Raw genomic sequence first — 18,476 nt, 5'->3', positions numbered from 1 at the left:
AAAAGAAAAGGGCGCCCCCTTGCGGAGGCGCCCCTTTCCGAACCGACCGACAGCCGGACAGTGGGCTATTAGAAGCCCATGTCGTCCATGCCGCCCATGCCACCCGGCATGCCGCCCGGAGCAGCCTTCTTCTCCGGCTTCTCGGCGATCATCGCCTCGGTGGTGATCAGCAGGCCGGCGATCGAGGCCGCGTCCTGCAGGGCGGTGCGAACCACCTTCACCGGATCGATGATGCCGGCGGCGACCAGATCGGTGAACTCACCCTTCTGGGCGTCGTAGCCGAAGTTGGCGTCGTTCTGGTCCAGCAGCTTGCCGACCACGATCGAACCGTCGGTGCCCGCGTTGTAGGCGATCTGACGGACCGGGGCCTGCAGGGCGCGGCGGATGATGTCGATGCCGACGCGCTGCTCGTCGTTGGCCGGGACCAGCTTGTCCAGAGCCTTGCCGGCGTACAGCAGGGCCGAACCGCCACCGGCGACCACGCCCTCTTCCACCGCGGCGCGGGTGGCGTGCATGGCGTCGTCAACGCGGTCCTTGCGCTCCTTCACCTCGACCTCGGTCGCACCGCCGACGCGGATGACCGCGACGCCGCCGGCCAGCTTGGCCAGACGCTCCTGCAGCTTCTCGCGGTCGTAGTCCGAGGTGGTCTCCTCGGCCTGGGCGCGGATCTGGCCGCAACGGGCTTCGATGTCGGCCTTCTCGCCGGCGCCGTCGACGATCGTGGTGGTCTCCTTGGAGATCACGACCTTCTTGGCGGTGCCCAGCATGTCGAGGGTGACGTTCTCGAGCTTGATGCCGAGGTCTTCCGAGATGACCTGGCCGCCGGTCAGGATGGCCATGTCCTCCAGCATCGCCTTGCGGCGATCACCGAAGCCCGGGGCCTTCACGGCAGCGATCTTCAGGCCGCCGCGCAGCTTGTTGACGACCAGGGTGGCCAGAGCCTCGCCCTCGATGTCCTCGGCGATGATCAGCAGCGGACGCGACGACTGCACGACCGACTCCAGAACCGGCAGCAGCGGCTGCAGACCCGACAGCTTCTTCTCGTGCAGCAGGATGTACGGATTCTCGAGATCCGCGATCATCTTGTCGGCGTTGGTGATGAAGTACGGCGACAGGTAGCCGCGGTCGAACTGCATGCCCTCGACGACGTCCAGCTCGGTGTCCAGGCTCTTGGCCTCTTCCACCGTGATGACGCCCTCGTTGCCGACGCGCTCCATCGCCTGGGCGATCATCTTGCCGATCTCGGCTTCGCCGTTGGCGGAGATGGTGCCGACCTGGGCGATCTCGTCGTTGGTCGTGACCTTCTTGGCGCGGGCCTGGATGTCGGCGACGACGGCGGCGACGGCGATGTCGATGCCGCGCTTCAGGTCCATCGGGTTCAGGCCGGCGGCGACCTTCGTCACGCCTTCGCGGACGATGGCCTGGGCCAGGACGGTGGCGGTGGTGGTGCCGTCACCGGCCAGATCGTTGGTCTTCGAGGCGACCTCGCGGACCATCTGGGCGCCCATGTTCTCGAACTTGTCCGACAGTTCGATTTCCTTGGCGACCGACACACCGTCCTTGGTGATGCGCGGAGCGCCGAAGGACTTCTCGATCACGACGTTGCGGCCCTTCGGGCCCAGCGTGACCTTCACGGCGTCGGCGAGGATGTCAACGCCACGCAGCAGCTTTTCGCGCGCGGTGGGGCCGAACTTGACGTCTTTGGCAGCCATGTCTCGATTCCTTTAACTTGTAAATTTCGAAGGATACGGGCGGAGGACTTAGGCCTCGATCACGCCCATGATGTCCGATTCCTTCATGATCAGGTAATCGACGCCTTCGATCTTCACTTCCGTGCCCGACCACTTGCCGAACAGGATACGGTCGCCGGCCTTGACGTCCAGCGCCACGACCTTGCCCGACTCGTCACGGGCGCCGGGGCCGACGGCGATGATCTCGCCTTCCTGCGGCTTTTCCTTGGCCGTGTCGGGGATGATGATCCCACCCTTGGTCTTGGTGTCGGACTCCAGACGCTTGACGACGACGCGGTCGTGCAGCGGGCGGAACTTCATGGAATGCCTCCTTGGATCAAGGCTTGGTTCTGACTGACGTGAATTGGCGCGGGCGGCGGCTGTTAGCACTCCCACCCGGCGAGTGCCAGACAGCTAATAGAAGCGGTTTGGGGATTCAAGAGGCTCATTTCGGAATTTGTCGCGAATGTTGGCAGCACTCACCGAAACATGCTGCTAACACACTGAAAGAACTTGATATTTTCCGTTGCGCCCCGCCCCGCTCCGCGGCAAGATTTCTTCAAACGGTCACGAAGGACCCGACCGTTCCGGCGCCTGCCTTCCTGCCGGGACGGCACCGGGAGGAACCGGACACCGCCAGACCCACCCGATCCCCCAACCGAACGGGAGACCGCGCATGGCCGATCTCAGCCTCCAGCTCCGCGATTTCCGCCTGACCACCGCCGAGATTCTCTATCATATGCCGGACCATCCCGGCCTGCTGCAGTGCTACCTGTGGCAGGAACTGGACCAGGCGCCGAACTATCCGGTGCTGCGCCGCTTCCTCGATTTCTGGCAGCGCAATCTGGACGGCAAGCTGCATTCGGTGCGGCTGGCGAGCCAGACTCTGATCACCCCCGGCGAGCTTCGCCACGCCGCCGCCGATTTCCGCCTTCACTGATCCCGGCCAACGCCCTTCCCTCCTGTGACTGTCGTCACAGCACCACGCTCCGGTATTCGCTAAAATTTTAGCGAATACCGGAGCTGCAGAGGTGGAGGGGACGATGGCGGCGAAGCGGAAGGCGGTGGACTGGCGGAATCGCGAGAGCCGGCTGGTGGAGGCGCTGCTGGAGGTCACGACCATTGCCGGGCTGTTCGCGCTGCTGTTCGCCCTGTTCGTGCTGTTCGGCGCCGCGCAGACGCTGACACCCTGACTCTCCGGGACTCTCCGGCAGCCCATCCGGTGGGCTTTCGCCGAATTACGACAATTTGCATTCTATCCTTCCCGTTAAGCGCGTATCTCGCATAGGATCGCTCCCGTTGCGGGCGGAGGGTGTCCGCCCGGCGCGCCAACCGGGAGTTAGCATCCATGACCACCAAGCCGGTCTGCCAAGCCGCGGTCGATCTCGTGAAGCATTTCGAGGGCCTGTACCTCAACGCCTATCTCTGCCCGGCCGGCGTTCCCACCATCGGTTACGGCCACACCGCCGGGGTGAAGATGGGCCAGACCATCACTGCCGAGCAGGCCGACGCCTTTCTCGCCTCCGACCTGACCGAGGCGGCGGGCCGCGTCGACGGGCTGGTGAAGGTGGCGCTGAACGACGACCAGCGCGGCGCCCTGTCCTCCTTCGTCTTCAACCTGGGCGCCGGCAGCCTGCAAAGCTCGACCCTGCTGAAGCTGCTGAATGCCGGCGATTACGCCGGGGCCGCCGACCAGTTCGGCCGCTGGGTCTATGCCACGGTGAACGGCAAGCCGACCAAGCTGGCCGGCCTCGTCGCCCGCCGCGCGGCGGAAGAGGCACTGTTCCAGGGCCAGACCGCCCAGCCCCAGACCGGGGTGACCACCGCCGACGGCACCGTCTGATCCGCCGCCCGGCGGGCCCCGGACGAAGGCGCCGGGCAAGAGGAGTTTGACGGGACGGGATGTTCGCACCACATTGGCGAACATCCCACCGCCGTGCTCCGGAATGCCGCCTTGACCGCCTTCGCCTCCGACAGCTTCGCCGCCTCCCCCCGCCCGAATCCGAACCGGCCGATCGCCGTCTGGCTTCTGGTCTGCGCCGCCATGGTGCTGGCCATGGCCGTGATCGGCGCCATCACCCGGCTGACGGAATCCGGTCTGTCGATGGTGGAGTGGAAGCCGCTGATCGGCATCCTGCCGCCGCTGTCCTCGGCGGAATGGAACCGCGTCTTCGACCTGTACAAGGCGACGCCGGAATTCCGCATCTACAACAGCCACATGGATCTGGCCGGCTTCCAGTCGATCTTCTGGTGGGAGTGGTTCCACCGGCTTTGGGGCCAGCTGATCGGCTTCGTCTTCCTGATCCCCTTCCTGCGCTTCTGGATGCAGGGCCGCATCTCGGCAGAGCTTTGGCCGAAGCTGGCCGGCCTGTTCCTGCTGGGCGGGCTGCAGGGCGGCATCGGCTGGTTCATGGTGAAGAGCGGGCTGGTCGATTCGCCGAACGTCAGCCATTACCGGCTGGCCCTGCATCTCAGCACCGCGATCCTGATCTATGCCCTGCTGCTGCGCACGGCGTTCGGCCTGCTCGATCCGCTGCCGCTGGCCGGCTGGCGGCCGGAATCGGCGCCGTTGCGTCGCCATGCCCGCTGGGCGCTGGGGCTGGTCGCCGTCACCATCGTCTGGGGCGCCTTCGTCGCCGGATCGGATGCCGGCTTCGCCTACAACACCTTCCCGCTGATGGCCGGCCACTGGATCCCGCCGGAGGTCGACACGCTGACCCCCTGGTGGATCAACCCGTTCGAGAACACCGCGGCGATCCAGCTGATCCACCGCGTGCTGGCGATCCTGACCGGCGTGGTGGTGCTGGTGCTGACCGCCCGTGTCCTCAATGCCCGCCTACCCGGCCGCGCCGGCCGCGCCGCTCTGGCGTCGGGTGCGATGGTCCTGCTGCAGATCGCCATGGGCATCGCCACGCTTCTGACCGTCGTGTGGATTCCCATCGCCGCCGCCCATCAGGCCGGCGCCATCCTCGTGGTGTCGATGCTGGTGTGGCTGCTGTTCGAACTGCGGTCCGTGGACTGACCGCTCCGCGTTACGCCCCTTCGGCCAGATCGTACATCGCGTCGAGGTCGGCGATCAGGACCTTGTTGCCTTCCTGCAGCGAGATCACCCCGGCCGTCTTCAGCTGGGTGAAGGTGCGGCTGACGGTTTCGGTGGTCAGGCCGAGATAGTCGGCGATGTCGGCGCGGCTCATCGGCACGAAGACCGGGTTTTCCTTGTGGCCGCGGCGGGCGGCGCGCTGCGACAGCATCAGCAGGAAGGAGCAGATCTTCTCCTTCGCCGTCTTGCGGCCGAGCAGTAGCATCTGGTCCTGCGCGGCGGCCAGCTCGTTCGACGCCATGGAGAACAGGCGCCGCTGCATCTTGGGGAATTCCTCCAGCAGCGCGTCGATCTTCTTGCGCGGGAAGCGGCAGAGCGAGGCGCTGGTCACCGATTCGGCGGTGTAGGCATAGCTGTCGTTGACGGCCAGCCCCAGGAAATCGCCGGTCACCAGGAAGCCGGTGATCTGGCGGCGCCCGTCCGGCAGCAGCTTGTACAGCTTCACCGTGCCCGAGGTGACGTTGTAGAGCGCGTCGGCGGCGTCACCCTCGGCGAACAGGGTGTGGCCGGCATCGATGCGCACATTCTGCAGAATGTCGGCAAGACGGCGCAATTCCTCGGGTTCCAGCGCGGCGCACACCGTCAGGCTGCGCACGGGACAGGCCCCGCAGGGATTCATTTCCGTCGCAGCGCTCTTATCGCGAGCGCGAACCATATCGAAGGGTGGCATGGACGAACCCAGCCTTTCATTCCGCATGCGCTCATATTGGTGGCAATCGCTCGGAATCGCAACCTCGCACGCATACGTCCCTTTCATTGCCCACACAGAATGTGGGCTTATTGCCCCCGCCCGGCCTCCGCCGGCTTGGCAGCCTCATGTCCGGCGCGGGCGGGCGGCGGCAGATCGTCGTCGAACAGCACGCGGTGGGCCGCCCCGTCCAGATCGTCGAACTGGCCGGACTTAAGCGCCCACAGAAAGGCCCCCAGCCCCAGACCGCCCAGGCTCAGCGCGATCGCGATCAGATAGAGAAGCTCGTCCATCACCCGAATCCTTACCCGAGGCTTCCCGCGCAGCGTTGTCCCGCACGGGAAGATCCTTGACGACGGCGCCGCGGGCCAGCCGCAACGCGTTGAGAATGACGATCAGCGACGAGGACGACATGGCCAGCGCCGCCAGCAGCGGCGTCAGCAGCCCTCCCATCGCGAGCGGCACGGCGCACAGGTTATACACCAGGGCGATGCCGAAATTCTGCTTCACCAGCCGGCCGGACCGACGGGAAACCTCCACCGTCTCGACGATCGGGCGCAGCAGCCGGCCCTGGAACACCACGTCGGCGGCGGTCTGGCTGACATCCACTGCGGTGGAGGGCGACATCGACACCGCGGCGGCGGCCAGCGCCGGGGCATCGTTCAGCCCGTCACCGACCATCAGCACGGTGCGGCCCTGCGCCGCCATGTCGGCCAGCGCCGCGGTCTTGTCGGCCGGCGTCTGCTCGGCCCGCCAATCGGCGATGCCCAGCCGCTCCGCCACCGCCGCCACCGCGCCCTTGCGGTCGCCCGACAGCAGCTTCACCTCCAGCCCGCGCGCCTTCAGCGCCGTCACCACCGCGGCGGCATCCGGACGCGGGGCGTCGAGGAAGACGATCCGGCGCGGCTCCTCGCCCGGACGCGCCAGCCACAGCTCCGGACCGGCGGCATCCTCGGCATCCGACGGCGCGCCGGTGAAGCGGCGGCTGCCAAGCCGCACCTCGCCGTCCGCCGTCTGCAAGGACAGGCCGGCGCCGGCGATCTCGCGCACACCGGCGGCCACCGGCACCTCCGGAGCGACGGCGGCCAGCGCGCGGGCCAGCGGATGGCGGCTGGCCGCGGCGAGCGAGGCCGCGAGAGCCAGATCCTCCGCCGGCAATCCGTCGAGCTGCGGCACCGGGCGCCCCTCGGTCAAAGTGCCGGTCTTGTCGAACACCACCGTATCGATGGCGGCAAGCCGTTCCAGCGCGGTCGGGCTTTTCAGCAGGGTGCCCTGCCGCATCAGCCGGCCACTGGCGATCACCTGCACCACCGGCACGGCCAGCGCCAGCGCGCAGGGGCAGGTGATGATCAGCACGGCGATGGCGTTCATCAGCGCGTCCTGCCACACCACCCCGCCCAGCAGCATCCAGGCGGCGAAGGTGGTCAGCGCGGTCAGATGCACGACGGGGGCGTAGAGGCGCGACACCCGGTCGGCGATGGCGACATATTTGGCGCGGCCCTGCTCCGCCACCTCCATCAGCCGGACGATCTCGGCCAGCAGCGTGCCCTCCCCCACCGCGGTGACGGTCAGGCGCAGCGGCGCGGTCAGGTTCAGGGTGCCGGCGAAGACCTGATCGCCCGGCCGCGCGGTGCCCGGCACCGTCTCGCCGGTGATCAGGGCGGTGTCGAGGTCGGACACGCCGTCGGACACCCGGCCGTCGACGGGGATGCGCTCGCCGGCGGCGACCAGGATGGTGCTGCCGGGGCCGACCTGCTCCGGCGCGACCACGGCGCTGGTGCCGTCCGCGTTCAGGATGGTGACGGCGTTGGCACGCAGGCCCAGCAGCTGTTCCGCCGCCGACCGCGCCCGGCCGCGCGCGCGCTGGTCGAGATAGCGGCCGATCAGCAGGAAGAACAGCAGCATCACCGCGCCGTCGAAATAGGCGTGCTCGCCGCTGTGGATCGTCTCGAACAGGCTCATGCCGGTGGCGAGCAGGACGCCGATGGTGATCGGCACGTCCATGTTGGTGCGGCCATGGCGCAGCGCCGACAGCGCCGAGCGCGCGAAGGGCCGCAGCGCATAGGCGATGGCCGGCATGCAGACCAGCGCCGAAATCCAGTGCATCAGGTCGCGGGTGGCGGCGCCCATGCCCTGGCTGTGACCGGCCCAGACCGACACCGACAGCAGCATGACGTTGCCCATGGCGAAGCCGGCCACCGCCATGGCGCGCAGCAGCTCCTTCTCGCTCTTGGCCTGGGCACCGCCCAGCCGTTCCGGGTCGAAGGGCACGGCGCGGTATCCCAACTGCGCCACGGTGCCGACCACCGCGTTGGCGTCGGTCTCCTCAGGCTTCCAGCGCACAGTCAGCCGGCGCGTGGTCATGTTCATGCGGGCCTGACTGATGCCCGGCTGCCGGCTGAGCGCCGATTCGATCAGCCAGACGCAGGCCGCGCACTGCATGCCGTCGACCATCAGGTGCAGGCTGCGGCTGCCGTCGGACTCCTCGCGCGCATGCGGTTCGTAATCGGCGGCCGGGGTCTCGTCGGGACGCAACGGGCGGGCGGTGGGATCGACGCTGCGGCGCTCGTAATAGCGCTCCAGCCCCAGCCCGCGGACGAGGTCGTAGGCGGCGGCGCAGCCGGTGCAGCAGAAGGGACCGGCGCCGTCACCGGCGGTCACGGCACCGGCGGTCGTCCCGTTCTGCGCGCCTTCGCCCAGCTCTTGTCCGCAATGGAGGCAGACGGTCATCTCAACGTCACCCTGACTGTCCCGGTCGCGGCGGTGTCGCCGCCGTCACTGCACCCAGACGCGCTTCTGGTCCTGATAGTCGCCGGTGGCGTGGGTGATGACGAAGCGCATGTCCCACTGGCCTTCCAGATCCAGCTCCACCGGGGCTCCATAGCGGCCCTCGCCCAGATAGGGCAGCGTCAGGCTCTTGTCGTGCCCTTCCGCGGTCGGGCGGATCATCGTCACGGAGACGGTGGCGTCCTTCAGGACATGACCCTGCTTGTCGCGCGCGGTGATGGAGATCACCGCCTTGCGCGGCTCGGTGCTGGTGAATTGCGGCTCGACCTGCCAGCCGCGCTCCGCCTGGGCGCGGGCGCCGGCGAGATCGTTGTTGTAGCCGAGACCCTTGATGAAGTGGTTCTCGGTCTCCACCCCGGTCCAGCTCGACATCGCGAAATGGACCATCACCCCGTTCACTGCCAGGACGATCATGAAGACGCCGACGAAGATCCAGGGGATGTACCATCCCGGCTGGCGCGGCGCCTTGCCACGCTTCGGGGGGACGGGGCGGTTTCCGGTGGCGGTGCTGATGCTCATGGTCGGTGGCTGCCCTTCGACTGGTCGGCTGCTTTCGATCGGCGGCGTTCGATCGACGATGTGTGTGGCCGGTCGGGAGGCACTATGGCGACCGATTGCCGCAGGTACATTGCGATGGATCAAATGACAGGAAGTTAACGAAGCGGCCGTCCGACCGCCAGTTGCGCATAAGAAAAAGGCGCCGGGGAGTGCCCCCCCGACGCCTTTCCGGTCAGTTCCGAACCGGTTCCCCGGTTGGACGGCTTACTTGCCGCCGCCCAGGTTGTGGACGTAGACCGCCAGCGACTTGATCGTCGCGTCGTCCAGACGCTTGGACCAGGCCGGCATCACGCCGGCGCGGCCGTTGGTCACCGTCTCCATCAGCGTCGCCTTGTCGCCGCCGTAGAGCCAGTTGGCTTGGCGAAGCGGTGGGGCGCCAACGCCGTCGATGCCGGCGGCAACCGCACCCTGGGCCGCGTCGCCGTGGCAGGCGGCGCAGTTCTCGTCATAGACGGTCTTGCCCTTTTCGGCCTTGCCCGCGTCGGCGGTCTTGCCGTTCAGCGACAGAACATAGTCCGTCACCTGATCGATCTGATCGCGGGTGAGGATGCCGTCCTTGCCGAAGGCGGTCATGCCGACGTTCGGGGTGCCGCGGGTGTCGCCGTCATCCGAGCGGATGCCGTGCTGGATGGTCTTGTAGATGTCGGCCGAGGCACCGCCCCACAGCCACACGTCGTCGGCCAGCGTCGGGAAGCCCTTGGCACCCTGGCCGCCGGCACCGTGGCAGGCGGCGCAGTTCTCGTTGAAGTAGGAGCGGCCGCCGGCCATCGCGAAGCCCAGCAGGTCCTTGTCCTTCTGGATTTCGTCGACCGACTTGGCGGCGATGGCGGTCAGGTACTTGGCCTGGCCGGCCTTCGCTTCCGCCAGCTTGGTGTCCAGTTCCTCGCGCTGGGAATAGCCGAGGATGCCCTTCGTGTAGGTCTTGCCCAGCGGCCAGGCCGGGTAGAACACGTAATAGGCCATCGCCCAGGCGATGCAGACGTAGAAGAGATACAGCCACCACTTGGGCAGCGGATTGTTCAGCTCGCGCAGTCCATCCCACTCGTGGCCGGTGGTCTCGACGCCGGACAGCTCGTCCTTGTAATTCTGTGCCATGGTCTAAAGCTCCTGACCATCATCCTTGAGCGGGATCTGGGCGGCGTCGTCGAAGGTGCGGCGGTTGCCGGGCCACATGGCGTAAACCAGGATGCCCGTCAGCAGCAGCATCAACCACACCGTCCAGAAGGACCGAAGCATCACCGTGATCGAATCCAAGTCCATGGATTCCTCCCCCGATTACTGCTGCAGCTGCTTGGACTGGTACTTGGTGAAGTCCACCATGGTGCCCAGCACTTGCAGGTAGGCAACCAGAGCGTCCATTTCGGTGACGGTCTTGCTGCCGGTGAAGTTCGCGACCACGGCCTTCGGGTAGCGCTTCGTCAGGCCGGCGGTGTCGCCGTCCGGGTTCTTCTGCGCTTCCAGGTCGGCCTTGGCGTTGGCGATCTGCTCGTCGGTGTAGGGCACCCCGACGACCTTCAGGGTCTTCAGGTGGTCGGCGATGTCGCCGTAGCTCAGCGGACGGTCCTTCATCCAGCCGTAGGTCGGCATGATCGACTCCGGCACGACAGCGCGCGGGTTCACCAGATGGGCGACCTGCCAGTCGTTGGAGTACTTGCCGCCGACGCGGGCCAGATCGGGACCGGTGCGCTTGGAGCCCCACTGGAACGGATGGTCGTACATCGACTCCGCCGCCAGCGAGTAGTGACCATAGCGTTCGACCTCGTCACGGAACGGACGGATCTGCTGGCTGTGGCAGTTGTAGCAGCCTTCGCGGAAGTAGATGTTCTGCCCGGCCAGCTCGAGCGGGGAGTAGGGACGGACCCCCTCCACCTTCTCGATGGTCGATTCGATCGTGAAGAGCGGGACGATCTGAACCAGACCGCCGATCGACACGGTGATCAGCACGAGCACGATCAGCAGAAGGGTGTTCCGCTCGATCAGGTCGTGGCTGAAGCCCTTTTTATCCTGAGCCATTTCTCGCATCCTTCCCTAGCGTCAGGCCGCGCCGACCGTCGCCTTGTGCGGCGTGGTGACATAGGGCTTCTCGATGCGGACATCGCCCTTCGCCGTGCGCCACAGGTTGTAGACCATGATGAGAGCGCCGGTGACGAACAGGACGCCGCCCATCGCGCGGATCACGTAGAACGGGTGCATCGCCGCGACGGTCTCCACGAAGGAGTACTGCAGGAAGCCCAGGTTGTCGTAAGCGCGCCACATCAGGCCCTGCATGATGCCCGACACCCACATGGCGGTGATGTACAGCACGATGCCGATGGTGGCGGTCCAGAAGTGGTAGCTGACCAGACGCAGGCTGTAGAGCTGCGAGCGCTTCCACAGCACCGGAACCAGATAGTAGATCGCGCCGAAGGAGATGAAGGCGACCCAGCCGAGAGCGCCGGAGTGCACGTGGCCGACGGTCCAGTCGGTGTAGTGCGACAGGGCGTTGACCGGCTTGACCGACATCAGCGGGCCTTCGAAGGTCGACATGCCGTAGAAGGCGACCGAGGTGACCAGGAAACGCAGGACCGGGTCGGTGCGCAGCTTATCCCAGGCGCCCGACAGGGTCATGATGCCGTTGATCATGCCGCCCCAGGACGGCATCCACAGCATGACGGAGAAGGTCATGCCCAGCGTCTGCGCCCAGTCCGGCAGGGAGGTGTAGTGCAGGTGGTGCGGACCGGCCCAGATGTAGAGGAAGATCAGGGTCCAGAAGTGGACGATCGACAGGCGGTAGGAATAGACCGGCCGCTCGGCGCGCTTGGGCACGAAATAGTACATGATGCCCAGGAAGCCGGCGGTCAGGAAGAAGCCGACCGCGTTGTGGCCGTACCACCACTGCACCATCGCGCTCTGCACGCCCGACACGTAGGTGTAGGACTTCATGCCGAACAGCGACACCGGAACGTTGACGTTGTTGCCGATGTGCAGGATGGCGACGGTCAGGATGAACGCCATGAAGAACCAGTTCGCCACATAGATGTGCGACTCGCGCCGCGTCATCACGGTGCCGATGAACTGGACCGCATAGAGCACCCAGACGACCGTCAGGTACAGGTCGAGGATCCATTCGGGCTCGGCGTATTCCTTGCCCTGGGAGAAGCCCAGGACATAGCTCAGCGCCGCGAGCACGATGAAGATGTTGTAGTTCCAGAAGATGAACTTCGCCAGCCCTTCGCCCCCGAAAAGATGCTGGCGGCAAGTCCGCTGGACCGAATAGAGCGAGGTGGCGAGCAGCACGTTGCCGCCGAACGCGAAAATCACGGCCGAGGTGTGGACCGGGCGCAGGCGCCCGAAGCTCGTCCACTCCAGCCCGAGATTCAGCGCCGGGAAGGCCAGCTGCAGAGCGATGAAGGTGCCGGCCAGGAAACCGACCACGCCCCAGAACACTGCAGCGATAACGAAGAGTCGGATGGCGTCCTCATTGTAACGCACGTCTTCCGACACCCGCTGGCTGCCCAGGGTGGCCCCTGAAGTCAGAGTCGCTGATGTCATACAATCTCTCCCGTTTGCCCCGGGCGGCCGTGGGGCCGCGCCTTCTGGGTTGCACCACCACTGGGTACGTACTGTTAAGGAGCGGGACAGGTTGCACTCGGCAATGCCGAAAGGGACGCCGGGCGCGCCTGTCTCCAATGGACGCCACTATGTGTATGGGGGGGTTCAGCAACATTGATCTACGTCAACGACCCTTGCGGCCCGGGGCTGCCATCGTTCAGTGTCCTTGCAATCGGCCGGACTGAAATGGACGACAGTTTCATCGCCAAACCCCTTGGTCGGCGCCAGATCGACCAGGCCTATCCGCTGGTCTGCGCCATCGCGCCGGGCCTGGGGATCGACCAATGGCGCGCATTTGCCGCAGCGCTGCTCGGCAGCGCAACCATGGGCAGCAGCCCCAAGGGCGGGAACGGGGGCGGGGGCGGTGCCGGGACGGACGGCCTGCCCGCAGCCAGGGGCATCATGACCGTGCAGAACGCGCAAGGGTACATGCACGGCCTGTTCTCCTACGCGGTCGAACCGCAGCTCCTCCATGGCCGGACGCTGTGCGTCGACAACTTCGTCGTGCTCGACCTGTTCGACATCGCCGGCCCCGCCGAGACTCTGCTGCAGGCGATGGAAGGGCTGGCCCGGCAGCTCGGCTGCACCGCCATCCACACCACCCTGCCGGAGCGCTACCTGCCCCGGGACTCCCGCCGCAACCCGATCCCCGACTGCTTCCACAGCGAAGGCCACCGGCAGGAGACCGTCCGCTTCTGCAAGGATCTGGTCGTGGTCAACGACAATGCCCCCGACCTGCCGGGCGGCGCGGTTGGAGCGGAATAGCGGCGCCGGCGGGCAAGCTCCATGCGGCCATTGCGCGCCGGCGAATTGCCGCTAGGATGCGGCCATGAGCGACACCGGCACCAAACCCGTCAAGAAATACCCGCCGATCCATTTGCAGGCCGGCCGCCAGCGGCGCGTCATGCATGGACATCCCTGGGTCTATTCCAACGAAGTCCAGATGGACAGCATCGCCAAGGCGGTGCCGCCCGGCAGCCCGGTGCGGCTTCTGGACCCCGGCGGGACGCCGCTGGGCATCTACACCTTCAATCCGCACACGCTGATCGCCGCCCGGCTGCTGTCGAACGACCCGGCGACCGTGGTGGACCACGCCTTCATCGCCGGCCGGCTGCGCCGCGCGGTGGAACTGCGCGACCGGCTGTTCTCCCGCCCCTTCTACCGCGTCGTCCATGCCGAGGCCGACGGGCTGCCCGGCCTGATCGTCGACCGGTTCGACGATGTGGTGACGGTCCAGGCCAACTCCGTCTTCATGGACAGCCGGATCGACGACATCCTGGCCGCCATCGACGAGGTGATGGCGCCGCGCGCGGTCATCCTGCGCAACGACGGCAGCCAGCGCGCGCTGGAAGGGCTGAGCGAGGAGACCCGGCTGGCCAAGGGCGAGATCGACGGCCCGATCCGGCTGGAGGAGAACGGCGTCACCTTCTTCGCCAACCCGCTGGAGGGCCAGAAGACCGGCTGGTTCTACGACCAGCGCGACAACCGCGCCTTCATCGCCTCGCTGGCCAAGGGCGGCCGGGCCATCGACTTCTACAGCTACAACGGCGGTTTCGGCATCCAGTGCGCGGTGGCCGGCGCCACCCATGTGGTCGCGGTCGACCGCTCCGCCCTAGCCCTGGAGAACGCCACCCGCGCCGCCGAGGCGAACGGCGTCGCCGACCGCTTCGAGGCGCGCAAGGCAGACGCCTTCCAGGAGATGGAACGGCTGGGCGAGGCCGGCGAGACCTTCCAGGTGGTGGTCGCCGATCCGCCGGCTTTCGTGAAGTCGAAGAAGGATCTGGCGGCTGGCACCCGCGCCTACCGCAAGATGGCGCGTCTGGCGGCAAAGATCACGGCGCCGGGCGGCTTTCTGCTCTGCGGGTCGTGCAGCCACAATGTCGATCCGCCGACCTTCGCCGAGCAGGTCGCCCGCGGCCTGCACGACGCCGGCCGCACCGGCCGCATCCTGCGCAGCGCCGGCGCCGGCCCCGACCACCCGGTCCACCCGCACCTGCCGGAGTCGGCCTATCTGAAGGCGATCGTTCTGCAGCTGGATTGATGCGAGGGGGAGGCTGCGACAGCCTCCTCACCGCTCGAACAGGCCGACCAGTTCCACGTGGGCCGACCACAGGAACTGGTCGACCGGCCAGACCTTCACCAAGCGATAGCCGCCATCCACCAGCACCCGCGCGTCGCGGGCGAAGCTGGCGGGATTGCAGGACACGCCCACCACCCGCGGCACCTTGGCTCCGGCAAGCGCCGCCGCCTGGGCCGCTGCTCCGGCGCGCGGCGGGTCGAACACCACCGCGTCGTAACGGTTGAGGTCCTTCACCCCCAGCGGGTTCTCGAACAGGTCGCACCGCTCCACCGTCAGCCGCAGCCCCTGCACCGCGCGGCCAAGCGCCGCCACCGCCGCCTCGTCGCCTTCCACCGCATGAACCGCCGCCTGTTGCGCAAGCGGAATGGAAAAGGTGCCGATGCCGGCGAACAGGTCGGCAATTCGGGACGCCTGCCCGACTCCCTCACGCACCGCGGCGACCAGCGCCGCCTCGCCCTCCGCACTCGCCTGCAGGAAGGCCCCGGGCGGCGGCTGGATCGGAACGCCTGCGAAACGGATGAAGGCCGGACGGCGGTTCGCCACCGGCTCCGCCGCCGCGCGGTCGGTGGGCTGCCAGGCGATGCGGGCGATGCGCTCCGGCTCGAAGGCGACCAGCGCCTCGCGGGCACCGCGATCCAGGCTGCGCGGCCCGACCAGCAGCAGGTCGACCCCGCCCTCCAGGTCGGTCAGCACCACGTCGGCGTCGCCGCCGTCCGGCAGGATCGCCGCCAGCACAGCGCGCAGAGGCTCCACCAGGGCGAACAGGCGGGGCGCCAGGATCGGGCACTCCTCCAGATCAACCAGCCGGTGGCTCTGCCGCTCGTTGAAGCCGAACCAGACGCGCTTGCCACGCTTCAGCGCCGCGAAACGGGCGCGGCGGCGGGCACCGGCGGGCGTACGCGCCAGCGGCTCCAACACGACGTCACCGAGCCCGACCCGCTCCAGTGCGTTGCGCACCATCCCGCTGTTCCAGGCGGCGTACGTCGCATCGTCCATCTGCTGGAGCGTGCAGCCGCCGCAGCGGCCGAAATGGCGGCAGGGCGGGGTCTGGCGGCCGGGGCCAGGCTCAAGAACCTCAAGCAGGTCTGCCCGTACGCCCTCCCCTTTCCCGTCGCCCTCGGCGACACGTACACGCACGCGGTCGCCGGTCACCGTGTAGGGCACGAACAGGCGCAAGCCCTCGGCGAACGCGATCCCGTCGCCGCGCGCACCGACGTCGGCGATGGCGACTTCCATCTCCCGCATCTCGACAGGCGGCTGGGCGGTCTTGCGGGCGGGCGGGCGTCCCTTGGCGAAGGGGCGCTTGCCGGAAGGGCGCTGGGGTGAGCGCGTCATATGTCGGGGTTCCGATGGTACGGGGCTGCGGCGCCTCCCTTTACGCCTCCAGCAGCTTGGCGCGCAACGGTTCCGGGATCGGGGTCGGGCGATGGGCCGCCTTGTCGACGATCACCGCCACCGCTTCCTGGGTGGCGATGCAGAGATCGCCCAGGAAGATGGCGCAGCCCAGCGTGATCGAACTGTTGCCCAGCCGCAGCGTTCGCGCGCCGATCCGGACCGTGTTGGGATAGAGCAGCTCCGCCTTGTATTCGATCACGCTGCGGGCCAGCACGACGGTCCACGGAACCTCGTCGGTGAAGCCGCCGACCTGATGGATCAGGGCGACGCGCGCCTGTTCGAAATAGACGCCGAGGGCATTGTTGTTGACGTGCCCCACCGCGTCGAGGTCGTTGAAGCGCACGCGCTCCTCCCACCAGAAGCGGTAGAGGTCGGGGCTGGTCAGGTCGGGCGTCCCGGTCATGCTGTCTCTCTTGCCGTATAGGTCAATGCATCTCCGGACTGTGGCGTATGGTCCGGGGCGGCGCAAGCCCGGCCTCCCGTTTCGCGGCCCCTATTTGCGGGCGCGACAGCGAATTCCCGCGCCAATCGCCGATTGGGCGTGTTATTGGAGTCGGACCAACCCTCCGCAACGGACCGGACGATGAGCAAGGACACCACCAACCAGACGGCCGAGGCGCTGTTCGAAAAGGCGCTGTCGATCGCCGAAAAGCATCTGGATGAGGCGATCAAGGAAGGTGGCCCGCTCGGCCCCTACATCGCCGTCGCCATGATCGAGGCCGCGGTGAACGCCGCCGTGGACGAGACCAGCCACGAAGACGTCATCGACATGCTGCGCGACCTCGCCGCCCAGATCGAGGCGGATGCCGACGAGGCGGAAGAGGACTGAGGATTACGCTGTTACGGCTCCTGCCTGCCGGCGCGCCTCGCGCCGGCGCAGGATCTCGTAGACCATAGCCCCCAGGACGGTCAGCGCGATCAGCACCAGCGACAGCGCGTTGACCGCCGGGGTCAGGCCGGTGCGCACCTTGGTCGCAATGTAGACGGTCAGGGTGGTGTCCAGCCCGCGCACGAACAGCGTGGTGTTGTAGTTCTCGAAGCTCTGCAGGAAAGCCAGCAGGGCCGCCGACAGGATCGCCGGCATCAGGTACGGCAGCGTGATGCGCCGGAACACCTGCCCATGGGTGGCGCCGAGGTCGAGTGCGGCCTCCTCCAGCGCCAGATCGAACCGCTCCAGCCTTGCCGAGAACAGCAGCATGGCATAGGCGGCGATGAAGCTGGACTGCGCGACCACGGTCAGGAACAGCCCGCCGCTGACCCCGAACCACTCCCGCCAGAACACCAGGGTGGAAATGCCGACGATCACCCCCGGTGTCAGCAGCGGCGACACCATCAGCGCGTAGAGGAAGGTCTTGGCCCGGCTGTGCAGCCGGTCGAGCAGCAGCGCCGCCGCCAGCCCCAGCGGCACGGCCAGCGCGATCACCCCCGCCCCGACGATCAGGCTGGTGCCCAGCGCCGCCCACATGCGCTGGTCCTCCCACAGCGCCTGGAACCAGCTGAGCGTGAAGCCCATCCACGGCGTCACGGTTGGAAAGCGGCTGCTGTTGAAGGTCGCCGCCGCCATGATGCCCAGCGGCAGGAACAGATAGCCGAAGAACAACACCAGATAGGCGCCGGTCAGCAGGCGGCGGAGTCGGGCGGCGGTCATGGGCTTACTTCGCTATATCGGCCAGCCCGACGCGGAACAGCCGCATCGCGCCGAGGATGAAGCCGATGCACAGCACCAGCAGGATGAAGGCGTAGGCCGCCCCCTGGTTCCAGTTCCCGCCCTCGAAGAACCAGTTGTAGATGATCTCGGTGAACCAGCGGCTGTTCGGCCCGCCCAGCAGCGCCGGCACGGCATAGCTGCCGGCGGCCAGCATGAAGGTCATGATGCAGCCGACGGCGATGCCCGGCTTGGCGTGCGGCAGCACGATCCGGCGGTGGATGCGCAGCCAGCCGGCACCCAAATCCCGCGCCGCCTCGATCTGGTTGCGGTCCAGCGATTCGATGGCGTTGTAGAGCGGGAAGACCATGAACAGGATGTAGACATACACCATCCCGACGATCACCCCGCCGTCGCCGCCCAGGAAACGCTGCGGCTCGTCGATGATCCCCAGCCCCAGCAGAATCGCGTTCAGCGGCCCGTTGAACGCCAGGATGATGTACCAGGAGAAGGTGCGCAGAAGCTCGTTGATCCAGAAGGGCACGACCAGCATCAGGATCAGCAGCGGCAATCGCCGTTTCGGCGCCACCTGCGCCAGATAGAAGGCGACCGGATAGCAGACCGCCAGCGTGGTCGCGGTGACCAGGGCGCTGGCCCAGATCGTCTTCAGGAAGATCGACAGATGGATGCTGTTGGTCCACAAGGTCAGGTAATTCCTGACCGTGAACACATCCTCGGGCCCGCCGATCTTGGACGGCGGCAGCGACGGCCGGAAGGAGAAGCCAATCATCATCAACTGCGGCAGCACCACCAGCAGCGCCAGCCACAGCGCCACCGCCAGCAAGATCACTCCGGTCAGAACCGGGCCGTACCGGCGAAGAACCTCCGTCATTCGGGCGCTG

Annotated in this window: 21 protein-coding genes; 7 read left to right on the top strand and 14 right to left on the bottom strand. The window is 67.2% G+C overall.

Annotated features, from left to right (window positions below; all coding sequences use genetic code 11):
• Window positions 1–68: 68 nt before the first annotated feature.
• Entirely contained in the window at window positions 69–1,712 is a 1,644-nt protein-coding gene (gene groL / locus M5E06_RS00665; protein WP_109074319.1) for a chaperonin GroEL, read from the bottom strand.
• 48 nt (window positions 1,713–1,760) lie between these two features.
• Complete coding sequence (gene groES / locus M5E06_RS00660) at window positions 1,761–2,051, bottom strand: co-chaperone GroES (RefSeq protein WP_042702035.1); 291 nt, start codon at window positions 2,049–2,051, stop codon at window positions 1,761–1,763.
• Between the two features lie 355 nt (window positions 2,052–2,406).
• Here groES and M5E06_RS00655 point away from each other — a divergent pair, with 355 nt between their 5' ends.
• The 4 genes from M5E06_RS00655 to M5E06_RS00640 all read left to right on the top strand — a co-directional run bounded on the left by M5E06_RS00655 (window position 2,407) and on the right by M5E06_RS00640 (window position 4,752).
• The gene (locus M5E06_RS00655) at window positions 2,407–2,670 is read left to right on the top strand and encodes an usg protein (protein ID WP_252136794.1); all 264 of its coding nucleotides are present in this window, start codon (window positions 2,407–2,409) and stop codon (window positions 2,668–2,670) included.
• A 103-nt stretch (window positions 2,671–2,773) separates the two neighbouring features.
• Window positions 2,774–2,923 carry a hypothetical protein gene (locus M5E06_RS00650; protein WP_158282350.1) on the top strand — a complete coding sequence of 50 codons (150 nt, stop codon included), beginning with the start codon at window positions 2,774–2,776 and terminating at the stop codon, window positions 2,921–2,923.
• A gap of 155 nt (window positions 2,924–3,078) precedes the next feature.
• Window positions 3,079–3,573: a lysozyme gene (locus M5E06_RS00645; protein ID WP_109074321.1), complete on the top strand. Its 495-nt coding sequence runs from the start codon at window positions 3,079–3,081 to the stop codon at window positions 3,571–3,573.
• Between the two features lie 111 nt (window positions 3,574–3,684).
• The gene (locus M5E06_RS00640; protein WP_252136793.1) at window positions 3,685–4,752 is read left to right on the top strand and encodes a COX15/CtaA family protein; all 1,068 of its coding nucleotides are present in this window, start codon (window positions 3,685–3,687) and stop codon (window positions 4,750–4,752) included.
• Window positions 4,753–4,762: 10 nt separating this feature from the next.
• On the opposite strand, the gene M5E06_RS00635 is transcribed toward M5E06_RS00640, so the two are convergent.
• From M5E06_RS00635 to ccoN, 8 genes are all read right to left on the bottom strand, one after another.
• A complete protein-coding gene (locus M5E06_RS00635) occupies window positions 4,763–5,449 on the bottom strand; it encodes a Crp/Fnr family transcriptional regulator (RefSeq protein ID WP_083897443.1) in 687 nt (228 codons plus the stop codon).
• A 158-nt stretch (window positions 5,450–5,607) separates the two neighbouring features.
• Entirely contained in the window at window positions 5,608–5,811 is a 204-nt protein-coding gene (gene ccoS / locus M5E06_RS00630) for a cbb3-type cytochrome oxidase assembly protein CcoS (protein ID WP_109074323.1), read from the bottom strand.
• Window positions 5,732–8,248 carry a heavy metal translocating P-type ATPase gene (locus M5E06_RS00625; protein WP_252136792.1) on the bottom strand — a complete coding sequence of 839 codons (2,517 nt, stop codon included), beginning with the start codon at window positions 8,246–8,248 and terminating at the stop codon, window positions 5,732–5,734. Before M5E06_RS00625 ends, ccoS begins: the two co-directional genes overlap by 80 nt.
• Before the next feature lie 45 nt (window positions 8,249–8,293).
• A complete protein-coding gene (locus M5E06_RS00620) occupies window positions 8,294–8,824 on the bottom strand; it encodes a FixH family protein (protein WP_252136791.1) in 531 nt (176 codons plus the stop codon).
• Window positions 8,825–9,067: 243 nt separating this feature from the next.
• Window positions 9,068–9,958 (bottom strand): cytochrome-c oxidase, cbb3-type subunit III, encoded by an 891-nt coding sequence (gene ccoP, locus M5E06_RS00615; RefSeq protein WP_109150365.1) that lies wholly within the window; start codon window positions 9,956–9,958, stop codon window positions 9,068–9,070.
• 3 nt (window positions 9,959–9,961) lie between these two features.
• Window positions 9,962–10,123 (bottom strand): cbb3-type cytochrome c oxidase subunit 3, encoded by a 162-nt coding sequence (locus tag M5E06_RS00610; protein WP_012972963.1) that lies wholly within the window; start codon window positions 10,121–10,123, stop codon window positions 9,962–9,964.
• A gap of 15 nt (window positions 10,124–10,138) precedes the next feature.
• Window positions 10,139–10,876, bottom strand: a complete 738-nt coding sequence (gene ccoO / locus M5E06_RS00605) for a cytochrome-c oxidase, cbb3-type subunit II (RefSeq protein WP_252136790.1) — start codon at window positions 10,874–10,876, stop codon at window positions 10,139–10,141.
• Window positions 10,877–10,897: 21 nt separating this feature from the next.
• Entirely contained in the window at window positions 10,898–12,394 is a 1,497-nt protein-coding gene (gene ccoN, locus M5E06_RS00600) for a cytochrome-c oxidase, cbb3-type subunit I (RefSeq protein ID WP_252136789.1), read from the bottom strand.
• A 246-nt stretch (window positions 12,395–12,640) separates the two neighbouring features.
• Here ccoN and M5E06_RS00595 point away from each other — a divergent pair, with 246 nt between their 5' ends.
• Together M5E06_RS00595 and M5E06_RS00590 are read left to right on the top strand one after the other, a co-directional pair.
• Window positions 12,641–13,219 carry a hypothetical protein gene (locus M5E06_RS00595; protein ID WP_252136788.1) on the top strand — a complete coding sequence of 193 codons (579 nt, stop codon included), beginning with the start codon at window positions 12,641–12,643 and terminating at the stop codon, window positions 13,217–13,219.
• Between the two features lie 64 nt (window positions 13,220–13,283).
• A complete protein-coding gene (locus tag M5E06_RS00590) occupies window positions 13,284–14,495 on the top strand; it encodes a class I SAM-dependent rRNA methyltransferase (RefSeq protein WP_252136787.1) in 1,212 nt (403 codons plus the stop codon).
• A gap of 27 nt (window positions 14,496–14,522) precedes the next feature.
• Here the strand turns inward: M5E06_RS00590 and M5E06_RS00585 are convergent, their stop codons facing one another.
• Both M5E06_RS00585 and M5E06_RS00580 read right to left on the bottom strand, forming a co-directional pair.
• Complete coding sequence (locus M5E06_RS00585) at window positions 14,523–15,869, bottom strand: class I SAM-dependent RNA methyltransferase (protein WP_252136786.1); 1,347 nt, start codon at window positions 15,867–15,869, stop codon at window positions 14,523–14,525.
• 40 nt (window positions 15,870–15,909) lie between these two features.
• On the bottom strand, window positions 15,910–16,332 hold the full coding sequence (locus M5E06_RS00580; RefSeq protein ID WP_109074332.1) for an acyl-CoA thioesterase: 423 nt from the start codon (window positions 16,330–16,332) through the stop codon (window positions 15,910–15,912).
• A 180-nt stretch (window positions 16,333–16,512) separates the two neighbouring features.
• Between M5E06_RS00580 and M5E06_RS00575 the strand changes: the two genes are divergently transcribed.
• Window positions 16,513–16,758, top strand: a complete 246-nt coding sequence (locus M5E06_RS00575; RefSeq protein WP_014248877.1) for a hypothetical protein — start codon at window positions 16,513–16,515, stop codon at window positions 16,756–16,758.
• Window positions 16,759–16,761: 3 nt separating this feature from the next.
• On the opposite strand, the gene M5E06_RS00570 is transcribed toward M5E06_RS00575, so the two are convergent.
• Both M5E06_RS00570 and M5E06_RS00565 read right to left on the bottom strand, forming a co-directional pair.
• Complete coding sequence (locus tag M5E06_RS00570; RefSeq protein WP_252136785.1) at window positions 16,762–17,577, bottom strand: ABC transporter permease; 816 nt, start codon at window positions 17,575–17,577, stop codon at window positions 16,762–16,764.
• Between the two features lie 4 nt (window positions 17,578–17,581).
• Window positions 17,582–18,466: an ABC transporter permease gene (locus M5E06_RS00565; RefSeq protein ID WP_109150371.1), complete on the bottom strand. Its 885-nt coding sequence runs from the start codon at window positions 18,464–18,466 to the stop codon at window positions 17,582–17,584.
• Window positions 18,467–18,476: the final 10 nt, after the last annotated feature.

The organism is Azospirillum sp. A1-3, assembly GCF_023806445.1.
Taxonomy (GTDB): Bacteria; Pseudomonadota; Alphaproteobacteria; order Azospirillales; family Azospirillaceae; genus Azospirillum.
Note: the sequence above shows the minus strand (reverse complement) of the source record. Positions and strands in the feature narration are given on the sequence as shown.

Excerpts from the sequence above, each read along its gene's own strand:
- groL (WP_109074319.1), bottom strand. The coding sequence starts at position 1,712 with ATGGCTGCCAAAGACGTCAAGTTCGGCCCCACCGCGCGCGAAAAGCTG.
- groES (WP_042702035.1), bottom strand. The coding sequence starts at position 2,051 with ATGAAGTTCCGCCCGCTGCACGACCGCGTCGTCGTCAAGCGTCTGGAG.
- M5E06_RS00655 (WP_252136794.1), top strand. The coding sequence starts at position 2,407 with ATGGCCGATCTCAGCCTCCAGCTCCGCGATTTCCGCCTGACCACCGCC.
- M5E06_RS00650 (WP_158282350.1), top strand. The coding sequence starts at position 2,774 with ATGGCGGCGAAGCGGAAGGCGGTGGACTGGCGGAATCGCGAGAGCCGG.
- M5E06_RS00645 (WP_109074321.1), top strand. The coding sequence starts at position 3,079 with ATGACCACCAAGCCGGTCTGCCAAGCCGCGGTCGATCTCGTGAAGCAT.
- M5E06_RS00635 (WP_083897443.1), bottom strand. The coding sequence starts at position 5,449 with ATGAATCCCTGCGGGGCCTGTCCCGTGCGCAGCCTGACGGTGTGCGCC.
- ccoS (WP_109074323.1), bottom strand. The coding sequence starts at position 5,811 with ATGGACGAGCTTCTCTATCTGATCGCGATCGCGCTGAGCCTGGGCGGT.
- M5E06_RS00625 (WP_252136792.1), bottom strand. The coding sequence starts at position 8,248 with ATGACCGTCTGCCTCCATTGCGGACAAGAGCTGGGCGAAGGCGCGCAG.
- M5E06_RS00620 (WP_252136791.1), bottom strand. The coding sequence starts at position 8,824 with ATGAGCATCAGCACCGCCACCGGAAACCGCCCCGTCCCCCCGAAGCGT.
- ccoP (WP_109150365.1), bottom strand. The coding sequence starts at position 9,958 with ATGGCACAGAATTACAAGGACGAGCTGTCCGGCGTCGAGACCACCGGC.
- M5E06_RS00610 (WP_012972963.1), bottom strand. The coding sequence starts at position 10,123 with ATGGACTTGGATTCGATCACGGTGATGCTTCGGTCCTTCTGGACGGTG.
- ccoO (WP_252136790.1), bottom strand. The coding sequence starts at position 10,876 with ATGGCTCAGGATAAAAAGGGCTTCAGCCACGACCTGATCGAGCGGAAC.
- ccoN (WP_252136789.1), bottom strand. The coding sequence starts at position 12,394 with ATGACATCAGCGACTCTGACTTCAGGGGCCACCCTGGGCAGCCAGCGG.
- M5E06_RS00595 (WP_252136788.1), top strand. The coding sequence starts at position 12,641 with ATGGACGACAGTTTCATCGCCAAACCCCTTGGTCGGCGCCAGATCGAC.
- M5E06_RS00590 (WP_252136787.1), top strand. The coding sequence starts at position 13,284 with ATGAGCGACACCGGCACCAAACCCGTCAAGAAATACCCGCCGATCCAT.
- M5E06_RS00585 (WP_252136786.1), bottom strand. The coding sequence starts at position 15,869 with ATGACGCGCTCACCCCAGCGCCCTTCCGGCAAGCGCCCCTTCGCCAAG.
- M5E06_RS00580 (WP_109074332.1), bottom strand. The coding sequence starts at position 16,332 with ATGACCGGGACGCCCGACCTGACCAGCCCCGACCTCTACCGCTTCTGG.
- M5E06_RS00575 (WP_014248877.1), top strand. The coding sequence starts at position 16,513 with ATGAGCAAGGACACCACCAACCAGACGGCCGAGGCGCTGTTCGAAAAG.
- M5E06_RS00570 (WP_252136785.1), bottom strand. The coding sequence starts at position 17,577 with ATGACCGCCGCCCGACTCCGCCGCCTGCTGACCGGCGCCTATCTGGTG.
- M5E06_RS00565 (WP_109150371.1), bottom strand. The coding sequence starts at position 18,466 with ATGACGGAGGTTCTTCGCCGGTACGGCCCGGTTCTGACCGGAGTGATC.